This is a genomic window from Mesorhizobium loti, from assembly GCF_003148495.1.
GTDB classification, from domain to species: Bacteria; Pseudomonadota; Alphaproteobacteria; order Rhizobiales; family Rhizobiaceae; genus Mesorhizobium; species Mesorhizobium loti.
Map to the genome: position 1 here is coordinate 467,282 of NZ_QGGH01000004.1, position 17,704 is coordinate 484,985.

Consider the following 17,704-nt stretch of genomic DNA (forward strand, 5'->3'; position numbering starts at 1 on the left):
GCTAGTTCGAAAGCATGCGGTCGACCCAGCCGAGAAAGCCACCTTCGGCCCGCACCGGTTCGAGTGCGGGTGCTGCCACCGATGCCGCGCGTGTGGTGTGGGCGCGCGGCGGCAGGTATTTGTTGGTCGGGCGATAGCCGAGCTCCGGCATCAGGTCGACGCCGCCACGCTCCGCCACCAGTTGCGAGACAGCCGACTGAGGATCGCCGAGATCGCCGAAATGACGGGCACTGGTCGGGCAAGCGGCGACGCAGGCCGGCACGCGGTCTTCTTCGGCCAGATTGTCATTGTAGATGCGGTCGACGCACAGCGTGCACTTCTTCATCACCCCGACATCGGTATCGAATTCGCGTGCGCCATAGGGGCAGGCCCAGCTGCACAATTTGCAGCCGATGCACTTGTCCTCGTCGATCAGCACGATGCCGTCCGAGGCCCGCTTGTAGGAGGCGCCGGTCGGGCAGACGGTAACGCAAGCCGGCGTCTCGCAATGCAGGCAGGAGCGCGGGAAGTTCACCGTGCGCCCGCCCATCTCGGTGGTGTGCTCGTAGCTATGCACGCGGTTGAACCAGACGCCGTCGACATGGCCGCCATAGGGGTCGATGTCGGTCAGCGGCGCCATGTGGCCGCCCGTGTTCCATTCCTTGCATGCGGTGACACAGGCCTGGCAGCCGACGCATGTGTCGAGATCGATGACGAGGCCGAGCTTCTTGCCGCTTTGACTTGGCAGACAGGTCATTCGGCCGCCTCTCTTGCCTGCCGGAACTCGGCGCCGAAGGTCAGTTTGTCGGGCGAGGGTTCGAAATGCGGCGGCTGCTGGAAACGTTCGAACTGCGGCTCGGTGAAGCCGGCTTCCTCATCAGCGCATTTGACGATCCGCACGCGCAGGTCGAACCATGCCGCCTGGCCGGTCACCGGATCGGAATTCGAATAGCGTTTGCCTTGAGCATCGGCCGAGGTCTGGTCGCCGATGATATGGTTGAGCAGGAAGCCACGGTTGGATTCGGCCGCGTCGTCCTTCAGCCCCCAGCTGCCGCGCCGCTTGCCGATGGCGTTCCAGGTCCAGACCGTGCTTTCGTTCACCCCGTCGATCAGCTTGATCTGCCCCTTCACTCTGCCGTTGATGCTTTCGATCCACACCCAGTCGTCATCGACAAGGCCGAGACCGGCGGCGGTTCGATGATGCACGAACAGCCGGTTCTGGCTGGTGATTTGCCTGAGCCACGCATTCTGCGAGCCCCAGGAATGGTACATATGCATGGGCCGCTGCGTCAGCGCATGCAGCGGATATTTTTCGAGGTCGACGACCGCTTCCTCGAAGGGCATGTACCAGAACGGCAGCGGGTCCATATAGGTCTCGATGCGCTGGCGATCGCCCTTTGGTGGCAAGACACGGCCATGCCCACGCGCGGCCAGACGGAAACGCTGCAATGGCTCGGAGTAGAGCTGGAAGACGATCGGCTCCGCCTTGGGGATGAAGCCCATCTGCTCCGCGAAGTCGAGATAGGAGCGGTTGGCCATCTTGTAGTAGCGCTGGTCGTCGGCAAAATCGTGGTGCCAGAAACCGCCATTGTCGATGTAGCGCTGCAATTGGTCCGGGTTGGCCCCGCCCTTGCCGATTGAGGTCCCATCCTTGCCGCGCCAGCCGGCGAGCGGGCCGATGCCGGGCGTGCGCTCATGGTTGACGATGTAGTCGGCATAGTCGCGGTATCTGGCCGAGCCGTCCTCATCGACGAAACCGGGCAGGCCAAGCCGGGCGCCGAGTTCGATCAGCACCGACTGGAACGGCCTGACGTCGCGGTCGGGCTCGACGACGGGATGGCGGATGGCGTCGCCCGGTCCGTCGGCATGGCTGATCGGCCGGTCGAGCAGGCTGATGCAGTCATGCCGCTCGAGATAGGTCGTATCCGGGAGCACGAGGTCGGCGAACGGCACGGTCTCGGAATAATAGGCATCGGAATAGATGATGAAGGGGATCTTGTAGTTGCCGGCCTCGTCGTGGTCGGTCAGCATCGCCATGGTCTCGACGGTGTTCATCGAGGAATTCCACGCCATGTTGGACATGTACATCATGAGCGTGTCGATCTTGTAAGGATCGCCAGCCCAGGCGTTGCGGATGACGGTGTGCATCAGGCCATGCGCGGCCAGCGGTGCGTCCCAGGAATAGGCCTTGTCGATACGGGTCGGCGTGCCGGCCTCGTCGACCAGCAAATCGTCCGGCCCGCAGACGAAGCCGAGCGGCATGCCGTCGAGCGGCGTCATCGGCTTGACGGTCTTGCCCGCCGGTTTCGGCCCTGGCGGCGCGGACCGGGGATAGGGCGGCTTGAAACGGAAACCGCCGGGGACATCCACGGTGCCTAAGAGCACTTGAAGCAAATGGATGGCGCGGCAGGTGTGAAAACCGTTCGAGTGGGCCGAGATGCCGCGCATGGCGTGCATCGAGACAGGCCGCCCCTTGATCGTCTCGTGGCGGCGCCCGGCCCAGTCGGTCCAGGCGATCGGCAATTCGATCGTCTGTTCGAAGGCGACATGGGCGAGTTCGGCGGCGATCCTGCGGATCGTGTCGGCCGCAATGCCGCAGCGCTCGGCGACCGCGTCCGGTGCATAGCTCTCATCGAGGTAGCGGTCGGCGATCAACTGGAATACCGGAACACAGCGGCGGCCATCGACGTCAAAGCTGCCGGTCAGCGCTGGTTTGGTATTGGCATCGGTGGCGCTGACCGGTGTCTTCGCCACCCGGTCCCAGGCCAGCGGATTGCCGTCGGTATCGCGCACGAACAACCCGTCATCGGCGGCACCCGGCTCCTGCACGACGAGGACATGGGCATTGGTGTAGCGCAGCAGATAATCAAGATCGACGCGGCCCGCCCTGAGCAATTCGTGGATGAGGGCGAACACGAACAGCCCGTCGGTGCCGGGCCGTATGCCGATCCAGTCGTCGGCAATGGCGTTGTAGCCGGTGCGGCACGGATTGATCGAGACGACCTTGGCGCCGCGCGCCTTGAGCTTGCCGAGACCGATCTTGATCGGGTTGGAATCGTGATCCTCGGCGACGCCGAACAGCATGAAGTATCGGGTGTTGTCCCAGTCGGGCTCACCGAACTCCCAGAATGAGCCGCCGATCGTGTAGAGGCCTCCGGCCGCCATGTTGACCGAACAGAAACCGCCATGGGCGGCGAAGTTCGGCGTTCCGAACTGGCTTGCCCACCAGCCGGTGAGTGACTGCGACTGGTCGCGGCCGGTGAAGAAGGCCAGTTTTTTTGGGCTGGTCCTGCGGATGTTCGACAGCCGTTCGGTGGCGATCGAAAACGCTTCTTCCCACTCGATCTCGCGGAACTCGCCCGAGCCGCGCGGACCGGTCCGTAGCAGCGGCTTCTTCAGCCTTGCCGGACTGTAATGCTGCATGATGCCGGAGCTGCCCTTGCCGCAGATCACGCCGCGATTGACCGGGTGGTCCTTGTTGCCGTTGATGTAGCGGACCTTGCCATCCTTGATGTGCACGTCGATGCCACAGCGGCAGGCGCACATGTAGCAGGTCGTCTTGGCGATGCTGTCGGAGACGTCAGGCGAGGTGTCGACGCCGTCGCCTTCATCCGGTGCGCGCGTGTCGGCAAGCGGGCGTTGCGAGGGTGCCGAATTCGCGCCGCGCGGCGGTCCCTGCATCATGATCCGGTGGTGCCCGTTCGGCCAGCGGATTTGGCCCGTGTCTTCGGTCCGGGACCGCGCATGTAGTGCTCTTCCGGGTGATAGCGATCGCCGGCCAGCCGCCGCCTTAAGCCGCGGGCCCAATGCGCAAGCAGGGATCTGAACCGCCTGATCATTCTGCTCTCTGCGATCTCTCGGCGAATTTTTTCTAACTTCGCTCGAAAACTTAGAATGAAGCTATCGATCTGTCTAATCAGTTGTTCTTGTAAATTCGATCGATATTGGTTCTTAATACAGACATGACACTGGATCAGTTGCGGATTTTCGTCGCCGTCGCCGAGCGCGGCCACATGACCAAGGCGGCGGAACTGCTGGGCATTTCGCAGTCGGCCGCATCGGCCGCCATCCGAGCGCTTGAAGAACAGCACGGCGTGCATCTGTTCAACCGGGTCGGCCGCAACATCGAGCTTGCCCAGACCGGACACCGGTTCCTGCCCGAGGCCAAGGCCGTGCTCGAACGGGCCGCCGCCGCCCGCAATGTTCTGGAGCATGTCTCGCAGACGGTCACCGGCAGCCTCTCGATCGCCGCCAGCCAGACCATCGCCAGCTACTGGCTGCCACGCCGGCTGGCTTCCTTCCACGAAGCCTATCCCGCCGTCAGGCTGAGCGTCAGCATCGGCAACACCAGGCAAGTGGAGGCCAATGTCCTCGATGGCGCGGCGGATCTCGGCCTGGTCGAGGGGCGCACCGAGTCCGACATATTGCGCCGCACCAAGGTTGACGTCGACAGGCTGATGCTGGTGGTTGCCAGCTCGCATCCGGAGATCGCCGAAGTTGCGCCCGGCCACTCCGACATCAAGGACCTGCGCTGGATCATCCGCGAGGGCGGTTCGGGCACCCGCGAAGTGCTGGAGGACCTGGCCCGCCGCGAAGGAATTTCACTCGCCGACTTGCAGATATTCCTGGTGCTGCCGAGCAACGAGGCTATCCGCCAGGCGGTCGAGGCGGGAGCCGGCGCTACCATCATTTCGGAGCTTGTCGTGGCCCGCGCCGTGGCCGAAGGCAGCCTCAGGTCCGTGCCGCTCGAATTGCCGAAACGCGACTTCGCCATGATCACCCATCGCGATCGCCAGGCAAGCCTGGCCCAGATGGCGCTCAAGGCGCATCTCACCGGCAAAACGTAGCGCGCCGGACCCGGTTCGGCGCTTATGGGCAGAAGCGGGCATGAGACTGCCGACAACCCCGTCAAAATGACCCAAATTGGATCACCCCGAGCGCTGTCCGCCTCAACGCTCGACCGTCACTCCGGCAATCCGGCGTCCCGCAGCGCGCTTCCAAGAGTCTCCGCGAGTGCCGGCGCACAGCTCACGCCAGCAAACTGGCGGCTGTAGCGAAAACCCGGCTGAAGCTCGCGCACGCGCGCAGCGGCCGCCCTCGCTTCGTCCAGCCGGCCGAGTTTGGCGAGCGCAGCGGTCAGTTGCACGTAGGTGATGCTGTGTGCTGGATTGGCTTGAACGGACTTATAGGCCGCACGACAAGCTTCTTCGTAACGTCCGCGCAGCAAATGGCTCATTGCTTGCGCGTCAAACGCGGCCCACGCCCACGAATCGAACGGGCTTAGCCGCATACCCTTCTCGCTCCATTCTATCGCGCGCTCTGCTTCGCCGCCCCATCCGAGAATGACGCTGCCAAGAATGTAGGTCAGCGCCGATGACGGGCTAATGGCGAGGGCAGCTTCCAGCGCAGTGAACGCAGCCGCGCGATCATGCGCATCCATGCCGATCGAAAACCCTGCCCATGTCAGAGCGAGCGCATCGTCTTGTCCATGGACAATGGCCGATCGGGCGTGCCGGATCGAAGCCGCACGGTTGATTTCTTGCAGCCCGGAGCGAAGGAACAGACAATGATGACACATCGCGGCATTGCCATGCGCAAGGGCATAGGCAGGCTCGAGTGCGATCGCACGCTCAAGAAGCCCCAGCGCTCTCGTAACTTGTACTGGCATACCTGTATCAACATCAGGCTGGGCTTGAAGCACGAGATCGTAAGCATCGAGACTCTCTGGGCGCTTCCGCCTGACGCGTTCAATTTCCGCTTTTCGCACGCTCGGAGCAATCGCGCCCACCGCTGATAGCGCGATCTCGTCCTGAAGCGCGAAAATATCCTCGGAGCTGCGGTCGTAGCGCTCGGCCCACACATGCGCGCCGGTTGATGCGTCGATCATCTGACCGGTCACGCGCACACTACCGCCGGCCTTGCGCACGCTACCTTCGAGGACATAGCGCACGCCAAGCTCGCTGCCGACCTGCTTCACGTCCACGGCGCGGCCTTTGTAGGTGAAGGTCGAGTTTCGTGCGATAACGAAAAGCCACTTGATGCGTGCCAGACCGGTGATGATGTCATCGACCATCCCATCGGCGAAGTACTCCTGCTGCGGATCCCCGCTCAAGTTCGAGAACGGCAGGACCGCGACGGACGGTTTCTCAGGCAGGGTCAGCGCCGACGCGGTGCGGGCGGCAGCCGAACGATCAGGGACATTCGTCGCAACAGCCGGTCCTACATAGCGATAGCCGCGGCGCGGCAGTGTTTCGATCCAGCTCCTAGCATCCGCCGCGTTGGCCAATACTCGGCGCAAGGCCGCGATCTGGACCGTGAGGTTGTTATCGGCAACCGCCAATTTGCCCCAGCCGGCCTCGACCAGCGCGTCCTTGGACACCGGTACGCCCGCGTTTTGGAGCAGCAAACGCAGCAGCGCGACGGCGCGTTGCCCAAGCATGGTCGGCTCGGCACCGTGGTACAAAATGCCCGCTACCTGATCGAGGCGGAACGGGCCAAACTGATAAAGGTCGCCTCCGATTGTCATCAAACGCTTTTAGCAAATTTTTGGGAACGAATTCACGACTTCCCAGCATCGATGGCCAATGTTGCACAAGTGCTTGCCAGAAGTAAGCGCCCAGTCAAAGGAGGATCCCATGAGCGCCAATGCCGTTATTCGCATGCCCGATGAGAAGAAGGGTGTCATGCTACGTGGTCAACCTATGGTCTTCCTCGTCACCGGCGAAAATACCAAGCACACGAGCATGTTTGACTGGACGATCCCGGCGGGGTTCGCCACCGGACGGCATGTTCACCGCGTGCAGGAAGAGACATTCTACCTGCTTGAGGGCGAGTGTGCGTGGCATGTCGGCGACAAGACGATCCGCGCAACGCCCGGAACCTATCTGTTCATTCCACCGGGAGTGCCGCACGACATCACGAATGTCAGTGAGAGACCCGCCCGCGTGCTGCTGACCGTCTCTCCGCCTGGCCACGAGCACTATTTCGAAGAACTCGCCAAACTCGCGGCGCGGGGCGCGCCGGACCCAAAAGCGCTCGCCGATTTGCGAAACCGCTACGACACTGACCAGCTCTCGACTTTGACAACACGCGGGTAAGTCTCTGTCCGGCGGTTCACGGCAGCTTCTGGCCAATCGCGACATATCGCGCTGTGGCACGAGCTTGGTCGGTGCTGGGGCGAGGCGGACGTGACCTTCGTCGCATCACGCCGACGGGATTTATGGGCACAAGGCGTAGCCTAAAGCGGATCAGTCTCTGAAAAGCTGGACCGCTCTGAGAAGACCTCAGCCGAACTTCCGCTGCGCATCCAGCGCCAGGCCAAGTCCGACCGAGCCGAACATGTCGCCTTCGATGACGGATGCCTGCGGCACCAGCGACAGGATCTCTCGCCTTGCCAGCGGGATCGCGGTCGATCCGCCGGTCAGGAACACCGCGGTGATGTCGGATGGCCTGACCTCGGCGTCCCGGATGGTCTGCGCCACCGTTGCCGTGACCCGCTCGATGTCCCTGGCAATCGTGGCATCCAGCCCGCTGCGTGTGATTTCGGCGGCGAATTCAGCACCCGGCAGCTTCACCGCCACATCGGCGGACGAGCTGTCGGTCAGCTCGATCTTGGCCTTTTCGACGAGTGCCGCCAGCGCGTGTCCGTAGCGGTGTTCGACGATGTGGATGAAACGGTCGACCAGGTCGGCGCGCTCGGCCTCGTAGCGGATCTGGCGCAGATGCGTCATGGCCTTGGCGGTGTAGACCAGGTTGATGCGCTGCCATGTCGCCAGATCGATGAAATAGCTCGCCGGCAGATTGCGCTTGCCGTCCTTGGTTGGCGTCAGATAGCCGAGCTGCGGCATCACATGGGCGATGCTCAGCAGCCGGTCGAAATCCGTACCGCCGATATGGACGCCTCGGCTGGCCAGGATGTCGTCCTTGCGGTCGAGCGAACGGGAGCGCTGCGGTGAAACGCGCACGATCGAGAAGTCCGACGTGCCGCCGCCCATGTCGATGATCAGCGCCAGTTCCTCGCGCGTCACCTTCTGCTCGTAGTCGAGCGCCGCCGCGATAGGCTCGAACTGGAAGGCGATATGCTTGAAGCCCTGGGCGCGCGCGGCGTTCTCGAGTTCGCTTTGTGCCTTCGCGTCGGCTTCAGCGTCATCATCGACGAATTGCACCGGCCGGCCAAGCACGACGGTCTCTACCGTATCGCCGACATCTGCTTCCAGCCTCCTCTTGAGATGGCCGAGGAACATGCCGACGATCTCCATGAAGCCGATCGAGCGCGCCTTGATGCGGGTCTTCTCGTGAGCCAGCGAACTGCCGAGCACGCTCTTCAGCGAACGCATCAGCCGGCCTTCGATGCTGTCGGTGTAGTTGGCGATGGCGTGGCGGCCAAAACAGGTGCGGTTGTCCTCGAAGTTGAAGAACACGGCACTGGGCAGCGTCACTTGGCCGTCTTCAAGCGCGACAAGGCGCGGCTGCCCGTTGCGGACCACGCCAACGGTGGAGTTCGAAGTACCGAAGTCGATACCGCCGAAGGCTGGTCGCATGACAAGTTCCTGTATTTGTCGACGGCGAGCCGACAGGCGCCATGAGAAATCGCGCGCTGCCCGGGGACGGGCTGCTCTGCCGAACCGAATTGTTTGTGTCTGCAAGTTGGCTGGGGAGCGCGGTCTACCGCATGCTCCCGCAAAGGGAAACCACTTTTCGGGAAAAGTTCTAGTCTCGCCGGAAGATCAGCCTTCCGAGCCAGCCTGTCAGCATGGCCAGCGATATCGCAAAGACGCCATAGAGGAAGGAATAATTATGGGCGACACGGAAGATCGACTGTTCGAAACCGGATTTGCGGATTTCGAGCTGGGCTGAGCTTTCCTTGATGAACAGGCCGCTCTTGAACAGGAAGGCGCGTGCCTTGTGGGTGCCGACCGGGACATTCGGCGCCAGCCTGACGGTGGCGCGGAACAGGTTCTGCGACAGGAATTGCACGCCGCCGACATTCTCGCTGTAGAGGCCGGTCGCCGACTTGCGCTCCCGCAACGCCGCGGTGAATTCCTCGATCGTCGCCGGGCTGTCGCCGGCATCGGCGGGCTGCATGTAGAGGTTGGAGGCGCCAAGCGACAGCTGCTTGTAGCTGTTGGGTTCGGTGATGTCCTGCAGCGGCCGCGTCGTCGCCACCGAATAGGACATCGGCACGTTCTCGAAGGTCTCGGAGTCCAGATTGACCCAGACGCCAAGCACCCTGTCCTTGCGGCGCACCACCACCGGTTTGGGCGGGCCTTCGAGCACGACGATGACATCGTAGCGGCCCTGGCGAGCGACGAGTGGATCGGGATTTTCCAGCGAACCGAAGATGGTCAGGTCGGCGCCGGAAAAGCCGGCGGTGATCGAGACATTGTCGGTGGAGAGCCCGATCTGGATGCCTTCCGTCAATGGGACCTGTGCCTTCGCTGATACCGCGGCCGCAAGCAATGACAGGACAATGGCGGTTGCGAACGCGTTCGGAGCCCTCATCAGTTGAGGCCCACGGCGGACAGCGAATAGAGATTGGGCGGAGTGACGAAAAGATCGATGGCCAATCGTATCGCCACCGCCAGCACCAGCAGCGCCAGCAAGGCCCTGAGCTGCTCGCCGCGCAGCCTCTGACCGGCCTTGGCGCCATATTGCGCGCCGGCCACGCCGCCCGCCATCAGCAGGAAGGCCAGCACGACGTCGACCGTCTGGTTGGTGGTGGCGTGGACCAGTGTCGTATAGGCGGAAGTGAAGATGATCTGGAAGAGCGAGGTGCCGATAACGACATTGGTCGGCACTTTCAGCAGATAGATCAGCGCCGGCACCATGATGAAGCCGCCGCCGACACCCATGATCGACGACAGGAAGCCGATGCCGGCGCCAAGGCCGAGCACCGGGATGACGCTGACGAACAGTTTCGAGGCCCTGAAGCGCATCTTCAGCGGCAAGCGGTGGATCCAGTTGTGCTGGCCGGATTTCTTCAGCACCGGTGCCGCACCGCTGCGCGTGGCGCGCAGCGCATTGACGCTTTCGACCAGCATCAGTCCGCCGACCGTGCCGAGCAGCACGACGTAGAGCAGCGAGATAAAGAGGTCGAGCTGGCCGAGGCGGCGCAGGAAGGCGAAGACGTAGATGCCGCCGGTGGAACCGACAATGCCGCCGGCCAGCAACACCCCACCGAGCTTGAAGTCGAGCGTCCCTCGCTTCATGTGCGAAAGGACACCGGAGACGGAGGAGGCGATGACCTGGTTGGCGCCGGTGGCGACCGCGATCGCCGGGGGTATGTTGTAGAAGATCAAGAGCGGCGTGATGAGGAAGCCGCCGCCGACACCGAACATGCCCGACAGGAAACCCACCGCCGCGCCCATGGCCAGCAGGACGAAGATATTGACGGAAATTTCCGCGATCGGGAGATAGATGCCCACCCGTCAGTCTCGATCAGTTCTGCCTGTCGGCGAATGCAACCGTTGCGGGCATCTTGGACCGACAAGCCAATTCGTTCTTGCGCCGGAGGTGCTGCGAAGTCAAACCGCGCCACGCCGCCGAAACAAAAAACATCTCAATCAGTTAACAGGCAAATGTGTGGCAAGGGCGTCGTGGAAGCGACGCCTCTGCCGTTATTTGCGCGCCAGCAGCGCCTTGACCAGTTTTTCATCGACTTCACCGGTCGCCGCCATCTTGTTGTCGGTCTGGAAAGCCATGATCGCGGTCTTCGTCTTCTGGCCCATCTTGCCGTCGGCGCCGCCGGCGTCGTAGCCGTTCTTGTTGAGAATGCGCTGGATGTTCTCGACGGCCTTCTTCATGTCGATGCTGGCGGTCGTCTGCGGTGCGCCGTCCTGCCAGGATTCGGGAATGTCGGCCGAATTGGCTGCCGCATCCAGCGGCTTGGCCTTCCACAGTTCGGCCGCGGCGCGGGCGCGTTCGAGCTGCTCGGGCCGCAGCGCATTGGCGATCTCGTCGCGCTTGGCTGCGGCATCCTTGTCGCCGGTCTTGGCGACGAGCGCGAACCATTTGTAGGACTCTTCGAGGTTCTGCTTCATGCCGACGCCCTTGGCGGCGAGGATGCCGAGATTGAACTGGCTGTCCTTGACGCCGACGTCGGCCGCCGCCTGGAACCAGTGCGCGGCCGATTCATTGTCGGTCACGCCGTCAGCGGCCATGGCGAACAGCACGGCCAGATTGTGCATGCCGCTGGCGTTGCCCTGCGCCGCGGAAAGTTGGTACCAGGTCTTCGCCTTCTTGATGTCGCGTGCGACGCCGATGCCCTTTTCGTAGAAATTGCCGATGCGGTATTCGGCCGGCGCGAAGCCGAGTTCCGCCGACTTCTCGTACCATTTGGCCGCTGCCGCCATGTCTTCCTTGACGCCGCGCGACTCGGCATAGCGCGAGCCGATCTCGAACAGCGCCTTGGCATCGCCGCCGGCGGCGGCATCGCGCAAGGCGACCGGGCCGGCGTCAGCGGGAATGTCGAACTTTGCCGTCGCCGCCGCCGGCGAAGCGTCCGCTGGCGCAACCGCGCCCGTGGTGTCCTTGGCGGCGGTCGGCTGAACCGCCATCGGCTGGGTGTCGGCATCTGTTGCTTCAGCGGAGGCCGCAGCAGCCGGGGCAGGCACAGCAGAGGCTGTGGTGCCGGACGCCGCCGCGTTCGCATCGGCGGGCGCAGCCGAAGCGAGCGGTGCAGGAGCCGGCTGGGCTGGCGGCGCGGCGTCCATCGACAGCTCGGCGGCTGGCGGCGTGGCCATCGGGGTTTGCGATGCCATATCGTCCTTGGTCAGCGGGTCGGACGGTTCGGCCTGTCTGACGACACGGTCCGGCGCGCTTTCTGCTGCCGGAAGCTGGATGTCTGTCTTTGGCTGGCCAGCGGCGTCGAATGAGGCGGTTTTCACCGGCTGCGAGGCGACGATCGGCGCGACGTCGTTGCTCGCCATCTGTGCGGGATCGGCGAAGAAGGCCTTGCCCAGTTGCAAGGCGCCCAGCGCCAGCAAGATCGCGGTCGTCCCCATCAGGATCGGCTTGCGCCGTGCCTTGAGCAGGTCGCCGATCCGTAGCGCCTTTACCGGTCCGGTCACCGTCGACTGGCGCTTCAGTGCATCGGCCTCGGCGGCCGCAGCCTGCGCCGCGCGCCGGGCCGCGGCGATGAAATCCGATTTCGCGGCATCGGTGTCGCTGGGCTTGGCCGGCTGGCCGCGCTCGTCACGCACGCGTTTCATGATGGCATTAAGGTCAGGTGCGCCGGAGCCGGGCTCCAGCGGCCGGTTGGCCATTTTCGGATCGAGCGGCTCGTCGAGATCGACGCTCGGTATTGGGGCACTCGGCGCCGAGCCGGCCAGTGGCGGAATGTCCGCCTCCTTCTTGCCCTTGAAGGCGCGGGCCAGCCCGCCGAACATCGATCTGCGGCCGCCCGCCTGTTCGTTCTTCTCGACAATCGCGTCGGAGCCGAGAGCAGCCATGGCCGCAGCCGCTGCGGCTTCGGCTGGCGTGCGCGTCCCCATACCCAAGTCGCTTCGCAGACCCATGTCGCTACGTGCACTTAGGTCGCTACGAGCGCCCGGCTCATTGCGCAGGATGGCGGCGGCGCGGCCATCGAGATCGGCCATGTCTCCAGTCAATGGCAGAGGCTGATCGATATCCATCGACGGCGCGTCGACGGCCATCTTGGGTCGCCGTGCACCGCGCCAGTTGCTCGGCTCGACCGGTGCCGCATCCAGCAGTTCGCTCATCGCCTCGACCGGCTCGCCGGGTTCGAGCGAACCCAGCCGGTCGACGATCTTGAGCAACGTGTCGTGGATGGCCTCGAATGTTCTCGAATTGCGCTCGTCGGAGCGCCGCGTCAGCGTTTCAAGCGTCTTCAAATCCTGGGCGAGGCCGGAAACGGCGGTCGTATTGGCGCTCGAACCAGCCAGCGATTGCACCGCGTTCTCGGCCGCTTCGCGCGCCGCGCCAAGGATGGAATCGCGGGTTCCAGCCAGCGACTTTTCAATTTCGTTGAGACGCGGGCTGATGTCCTCGAATTCCGGCAGCGGCGTGCTGGGCTTGGAAAGATGTGCGGACAGGCCGGCGACCTGCGCCTCCAGACTGCGGATCAGCGCAGGATCGATGCCGGCCACCTGCGCGGCCGATGCGTCCAGCCGGCTTGAAATGTCTTCGAGCCGGCTTTCCAGGCCGCGGATCGCTGCTTCGCCCGCGGGATCGGGAACACGCGTTTCCATGCGCTTGGCCAGCGCGGTGAAGCGGGCATCGATGGCTTCCATGATGCCGGCGCTGTCGACCTGCGGCATGCGCTGGTCGAGCCTGTCGGCAACCTCGTCCAGCCGGCGTTCGAGATCGCGGAACAGCATGTTGCCCTGTTCGATGGCGTCACCCTGGCGGCGCTCCATCATGCCCGACAGCACGTCGAAGCGTTGCTCCAGCCCGTGGAAGATGTAGTCGGCGTCGGGCATGGCGGGTGCCTGGTCGATCTTGTCGGCGATGAGTGCGATCTGCTTGGCCAGGCGCTCCATCGCCTGCTCGGGCAGGTTGGCGCGGCCGGCGAGCTCGTCGACCCGGCTCGACAGCGTGCCCAGCCGGTCCATGACCGCGTTGCCGGGCCGATCCTGCGCCACTTCCTCAATCTGGCTGGCAAGCGAGTCGATCCGCCTCTCGATGCGCTCGAAAGCCTCGTGGTCGAATGAATTGGCTTGCGCCGCGACCGTCGATGCAACGATGGCGCGGGAAATCTCGTCCAGCCGCTCGTCGATCATGCCAAGCGTGTCGCTGCCGCGATTGTCCTGCTGGCTGGCGAAATGGTCGACGGCGCCGGCGAGCGTGCGCACCTTTTCCTCGAGCGAGCGCAGCGACAGCGATTCCGGCAGGTTGTTGACGGCATTGCTGATCTGCTCCAGCCGGTCGGTCAGCATTGAAAGGCCCGGGTCGTCCGAGCGCTTGCGCTGGTCGGCGTCGACGCGGTCCTCGAAAGCCGTCCAGCGGCGATCGAAATCGTCCCAGCGGCGGTCGACCTTCTGCACGCTCTCTTCGCGCGCCAGCGTCTCGAGCGCGGCTTTGACCTGTTCGAGCTCGAGTCGCAGCATGTTGACGCTTCTGTCGTCGCTCTTCTCGGCCAGCGTCTGGATGGCGCCGGAAAGCCGTTCGAATTCAAGGCCGAGCTCGGCGCTGCCCTTGGCCGAAGCACCGGGCCTGGCGCCCGACTGGAAAGCCCGCTCGATGTCCTTGCGCAGCGCTTCGAATTCGCGCTGCAGCCCTGATGTCATCTGGTGGCGCAATTCCTCGCGCATGCCGCGCAACTCGCCGGCGATCTTGCCGACCATAGCCACGCCGTCCTCCTGGCCGCGCACGCGATCGATGTCGCGGGCAATGGCCTGGTAAGCGGTGGCTCCTTGCATCGGGCTTTTCGGGCGCGGCGCCGGCTGCGGATCCTCATACCAGCGCTGCTGGCCAGTGGGTCGGGCGGCGGGATAGCGCGCATCGGCGCCATATTGGCGAGGATCGGGTTGGCGGAGATCGGGACGTGCCATCGGATCCTCGCGCGTCCGCTCAAGCCGCTGCTCCAGCGTCTCAAGCGACTGGTTCAACTGCTCGAGCGTGGTCTGCGGCCTGCGCTGCCTGCCGGCGTTGAGTGTATCGAGATAGGACCGCTTGCTGTTCATAGGTGCGTCCGTCTTTCAGAATGGCTGGCTCGTGGCCAGTTCCCCCAAGTCCCTGCCGGAACGAAGGCGACCTGCGGCTATGCCGCGGCGGAAGACGAGCTTCCCAGGTTCTCACCCGCGCTCCGAAAAACCGTGAAAAATTCGATACAGGATAAACACGGGTAGCCGACGTGCCCACATTTCCCCCAACGTGGTAAACAACGCGTTAACCAAACTTAAGAAGTTGCAAGGAAGTTGGCTGCCGGCTTGACGGTGCGGCATAAAGCTCAGCCCGCAGAACGCCCTTGCGTCATGAGGCGGCTATCGGTATAGAATTGACGTAAACGTAAAAGGCGCATTCGAGCGTGCTATTTTGCGATTTGTTTGTTGAAACCACGACTGGAAGCAAGCCCCCGCTTCCAGTCAGGCGACGCACGGTCCAGGACCGCGACGCCACCAGACGGGGAAAGCCAGTGACCATGAAGCTTATCTCGGCCGGCGAGACCGCGGCCAATACCAATATGTCTGTCGAAACCAGCGAGGACCTTGTCCGCATCGGCGAGATGGCGAAGAAATACGGAGTGACGCTGCGCACGCTGCGTTTCTACGAAGACAAGGGCCTGCTCAACCCGCAGCGCGACGGTTCGACCCGTCTCTACACACGCCGTGACAAGGCCCGGCTGAAACTGATCCTGCTTGGCCGCAAGGTCGGGTTCTCGCTGCGCGACGTCAAGCAGATGATGGATCTCTACGATCCGACCGGTTCCAACACCAAGCAGCTCAAGCTCGCGCTGGACAAGTCGGAAAAGCAGCTTGCCCGCCTGCAGAAGCAGCGGGCGCTTATCGACGATGCCATCAACGAGCTAAGTGGCTCGATGTCGGCGGTGCGCCGAATGCTGACCGAGCGGTCGGCACCGCAGGCGAGCGCCGCGAGCTAAGTCATCCACTGATTGCCTGACTATCAAGCCGCGTGGCACTGCCGCGCGGCTTTTCGTTGTCCTGACCCCACCAATATAGCCTTCGGCGCTGGCTTGCGCGACGTCGCGCCGCTACGCTCATTGCCGCAATGGGCGGGAAATCTTGTCGCATCAAAAAAATTGACGTTTACGCAAACGTCAATTTTTGCTATCCCGCTCCCAATATGGGTCCGCATGCCGCCCCTGGCTTGTCTTCGGGGCATTCGGACCGGGTTTGCAGGGTGGAGAAAAAGCATGCCGACATACAGGGCTCCGGTCCAGGATACGCTGTTCGTGCTCAACGAGGTGCTGGGTTATCAGCGCTATTCGAACCTTCCCGGATTTTCCGACGCCACGCCCGATGTGCTCGAGGCGATCCTCGCCGAAGGCGCCAAGCTCGCCGAAAACGTCATGCAGCCGCTGAACCGTGTCGGCGACATGGAAGGCTGCGTGCGTCATGACGATGGCTCGGTGACCACGCCGAAAGGCTTCAAGGAGGCCTTCGACCAGTATCGCGAGGGCGGCTGGATGGGATTGGCCGCGCCGGTCGAGTTCGGCGGTCAGGGCCTGCCCTATGCCGTGCACACCGCCGTCGCCGAATATATGGTCTCGGCCAACATGTCGCTGATGATGTATCCGGGCCTGACGCAAGGTGCGATCGCGGCGATCATCACCCATGGCACCGACGAGCAGAAGGCGAAGTGGCTGCCCAGGATGATCGAGGGTGCCTGGACCGGCACCATGAACCTGACCGAGCCGCATTGCGGCACCGATCTCGGCCTGTTGCGCACCAAGGCGGTGCCGAACGGCGATGGCACCTACAAGATTTCAGGCCAGAAGATCTTCATCTCGGCCGGCGAACACGACATGTCGGACAACATCGTCCATCTGGTGCTGGCCCGCATTGAGGGCGCGCCGGAAGGCGTCAAGGGCATCTCGCTGTTCATCGTACCGAAGCTCATGCTCGACGCATCGGGCAATCCGGGCGCCAGGAACACCGTCTCCTGCGGCTCGATCGAGGAGAAGATGGGCATCCACGGCAATTCGACCTGCGTCATGAACTATGACGAGGCGCAAGGCACGCTGCTCGGCGAGGCCAATGGCGGCCTCAAGGCGATGTTCACGATGATGAACGAGGCACGCCTCGGCGTCGGCCTGCAGGGGCTGTCGCTGTCGGAGATCGCCTATCAGAACGCCGTCGCCTACGCCAAGGACCGCTTGCAGGGCCGTTCATTGTCGGGGCCGAAGGCGCCGGACAAGAAGGCCGACCCGATCATCGTCCATCCCGACATCCGCCGCAGTCTGATGACCATGAAGGCGTTCAACGAGGCCGGCCGCGCGCTGGCGCTGTGGACCGCGATCAAGTCCGACATCGCCCACCGCTCCGGTGATGACAAGGACCGCCAGGCCGCCGACGACTACACCGGCCTGATGACGCCGGTGGTCAAGGGCGTGCTCACCGACAAGGGGTTCGACCACGCCGTCATGGCGCAGCAGGTGTTCGGCGGTCACGGCTACATCGAAGAGCATGGCATGAGCCAGTTCGTGCGCGATGCCCGCATCGCCATGATCTATGAAGGCGCCAACGGCATCCAGGCGCTCGACCTCGTCGGCCGCAAGCTCGGCCTGAATGGCGGCCGCGCCGTGCAGGCCTTCTTCAAGGAGGTCGGTGAGTTCTGCGAGGAGAGCCGCTCCGACGAGAAGATGGCGCCGTTCACAAAGGCCTTGAAGAAGGGTCTCAACGATCTGCAGGCGGCGACCATGTGGCTGGTGCAGAACGGCATGGCCAAGCCCGACAATGCGGGCGCCGCCTCGACCGACTACATGCATCTCTTCGGCCTGGTGGCGCTGGGCTACATGTGGGCGCAGATGGCCAAAGCGGCACTTGGCAAGACGGGCGCCAACGGTTCCCAGTCCTTCTACGACAACAAGGTTGTGACGGGGCGCTTCTTCATGGAGCGGATCATGCCGGAGACGTCGGCGCACCTCGCCCGGATCTCGAGTGGTGCGGACACGCTAATGGCCCTGCCGGCGGAAGCGTTCTAAAGATGGTTCCCCTCCCCCTTGAGGGGAGGGTGGCCCGGAGGGCCGGGTGGGGTCCTGCGTGAAGTGCGCCGACCTCAACTCTAACGATGTGCTCTGGGAGGA

The 17,704-nt window shown here is 63.6% G+C and carries 11 protein-coding genes; 4 read left to right on the forward strand and 7 right to left on the reverse strand.

What is annotated here, in order from left to right:
- Window position 1: 1 nt before the first annotated feature.
- Window positions 2-736 (reverse strand): 4Fe-4S dicluster domain-containing protein, encoded by a 735-nt coding sequence (locus C8D77_RS19105; RefSeq protein WP_056588391.1) that lies wholly within the window; start codon window positions 734-736, stop codon window positions 2-4.
- Window positions 733-3,663 (reverse strand): molybdopterin oxidoreductase family protein, encoded by a 2,931-nt coding sequence (locus C8D77_RS19110; protein ID WP_170136768.1) that lies wholly within the window; start codon window positions 3,661-3,663, stop codon window positions 733-735. Before C8D77_RS19110 ends, C8D77_RS19105 begins: the two co-directional genes overlap by 4 nt.
- 278 nt (window positions 3,664-3,941) lie before the next feature.
- On the opposite strand from C8D77_RS19110, the gene C8D77_RS19115 reads away from it, so the two are divergent.
- Window positions 3,942-4,826 (forward strand): LysR family transcriptional regulator, encoded by an 885-nt coding sequence (locus C8D77_RS19115; protein WP_109666479.1) that lies wholly within the window; start codon window positions 3,942-3,944, stop codon window positions 4,824-4,826.
- Between the two features lie 116 nt (window positions 4,827-4,942).
- Here C8D77_RS19115 and C8D77_RS19120 read toward each other — a convergent pair whose 3' ends face one another.
- On the reverse strand, window positions 4,943-6,505 hold the full coding sequence (locus tag C8D77_RS19120) for a winged helix-turn-helix domain-containing tetratricopeptide repeat protein (protein WP_109666481.1): 1,563 nt from the start codon (window positions 6,503-6,505) through the stop codon (window positions 4,943-4,945).
- 109 nt (window positions 6,506-6,614) lie between these two features.
- Here C8D77_RS19120 and C8D77_RS19125 point away from each other — a divergent pair, with 109 nt between their 5' ends.
- Window positions 6,615-7,076 (forward strand): cupin domain-containing protein, encoded by a 462-nt coding sequence (locus C8D77_RS19125; protein WP_109666784.1) that lies wholly within the window; start codon window positions 6,615-6,617, stop codon window positions 7,074-7,076.
- Between the two features lie 186 nt (window positions 7,077-7,262).
- On the opposite strand, the gene C8D77_RS19130 is transcribed toward C8D77_RS19125, so the two are convergent.
- The 4 genes from C8D77_RS19130 to C8D77_RS19145 all read right to left on the reverse strand — a co-directional run bounded on the left by C8D77_RS19130 (window position 7,263) and on the right by C8D77_RS19145 (window position 14,621).
- The gene (locus C8D77_RS19130) at window positions 7,263-8,519 is read right to left on the reverse strand and encodes an Hsp70 family protein (RefSeq protein ID WP_109666483.1); all 1,257 of its coding nucleotides are present in this window, start codon (window positions 8,517-8,519) and stop codon (window positions 7,263-7,265) included.
- A 169-nt stretch (window positions 8,520-8,688) separates the two neighbouring features.
- Entirely contained in the window at window positions 8,689-9,480 is a 792-nt protein-coding gene (locus tag C8D77_RS19135) for a TIGR02186 family protein (RefSeq protein WP_109666485.1), read from the reverse strand.
- On the reverse strand, window positions 9,480-10,403 hold the full coding sequence (locus C8D77_RS19140) for a sulfite exporter TauE/SafE family protein (RefSeq protein WP_109666487.1): 924 nt from the start codon (window positions 10,401-10,403) through the stop codon (window positions 9,480-9,482). The genes C8D77_RS19135 and C8D77_RS19140 overlap by 1 nt, the downstream gene beginning before the upstream one ends.
- Before the next feature lie 192 nt (window positions 10,404-10,595).
- Window positions 10,596-14,621 carry a peptidoglycan-binding protein gene (locus tag C8D77_RS19145; protein WP_109666489.1) on the reverse strand — a complete coding sequence of 1,342 codons (4,026 nt, stop codon included), beginning with the start codon at window positions 14,619-14,621 and terminating at the stop codon, window positions 10,596-10,598.
- Window positions 14,622-15,079: 458 nt separating this feature from the next.
- Here C8D77_RS19145 and C8D77_RS19150 point away from each other — a divergent pair, with 458 nt between their 5' ends.
- On the forward strand, window positions 15,080-15,538 hold the full coding sequence (locus tag C8D77_RS19150) for a MerR family transcriptional regulator (protein ID WP_109666492.1): 459 nt from the start codon (window positions 15,080-15,082) through the stop codon (window positions 15,536-15,538).
- Window positions 15,539-15,811: 273 nt separating this feature from the next.
- A complete protein-coding gene (locus C8D77_RS19155) occupies window positions 15,812-17,602 on the forward strand; it encodes an acyl-CoA dehydrogenase (RefSeq protein WP_109666495.1) in 1,791 nt (596 codons plus the stop codon).
- Window positions 17,603-17,704: the final 102 nt, after the last annotated feature.

Coding starts and splice junctions, on each gene's coding strand:
- C8D77_RS19105 (WP_056588391.1), bottom strand. CDS start 736: ATGACCTGTCTGCCAAGTCAAAGCGGCAAGAAGCTCGGCCTCGTCATC.
- C8D77_RS19110 (WP_170136768.1), bottom strand. CDS start 3,663: ATGATGCAGGGACCGCCGCGCGGCGCGAATTCGGCACCCTCGCAACGC.
- C8D77_RS19115 (WP_109666479.1), top strand. CDS start 3,942: ATGACACTGGATCAGTTGCGGATTTTCGTCGCCGTCGCCGAGCGCGGC.
- C8D77_RS19120 (WP_109666481.1), bottom strand. CDS start 6,505: ATGACAATCGGAGGCGACCTTTATCAGTTTGGCCCGTTCCGCCTCGAT.
- C8D77_RS19125 (WP_109666784.1), top strand. CDS start 6,615: ATGAGCGCCAATGCCGTTATTCGCATGCCCGATGAGAAGAAGGGTGTC.
- C8D77_RS19130 (WP_109666483.1), bottom strand. CDS start 8,519: ATGCGACCAGCCTTCGGCGGTATCGACTTCGGTACTTCGAACTCCACC.
- C8D77_RS19135 (WP_109666485.1), bottom strand. CDS start 9,480: ATGAGGGCTCCGAACGCGTTCGCAACCGCCATTGTCCTGTCATTGCTT.
- C8D77_RS19145 (WP_109666489.1), bottom strand. CDS start 14,621: ATGAACAGCAAGCGGTCCTATCTCGATACACTCAACGCCGGCAGGCAG.
- C8D77_RS19150 (WP_109666492.1), top strand. CDS start 15,080: ATGAAGCTTATCTCGGCCGGCGAGACCGCGGCCAATACCAATATGTCT.
- C8D77_RS19155 (WP_109666495.1), top strand. CDS start 15,812: ATGCCGACATACAGGGCTCCGGTCCAGGATACGCTGTTCGTGCTCAAC.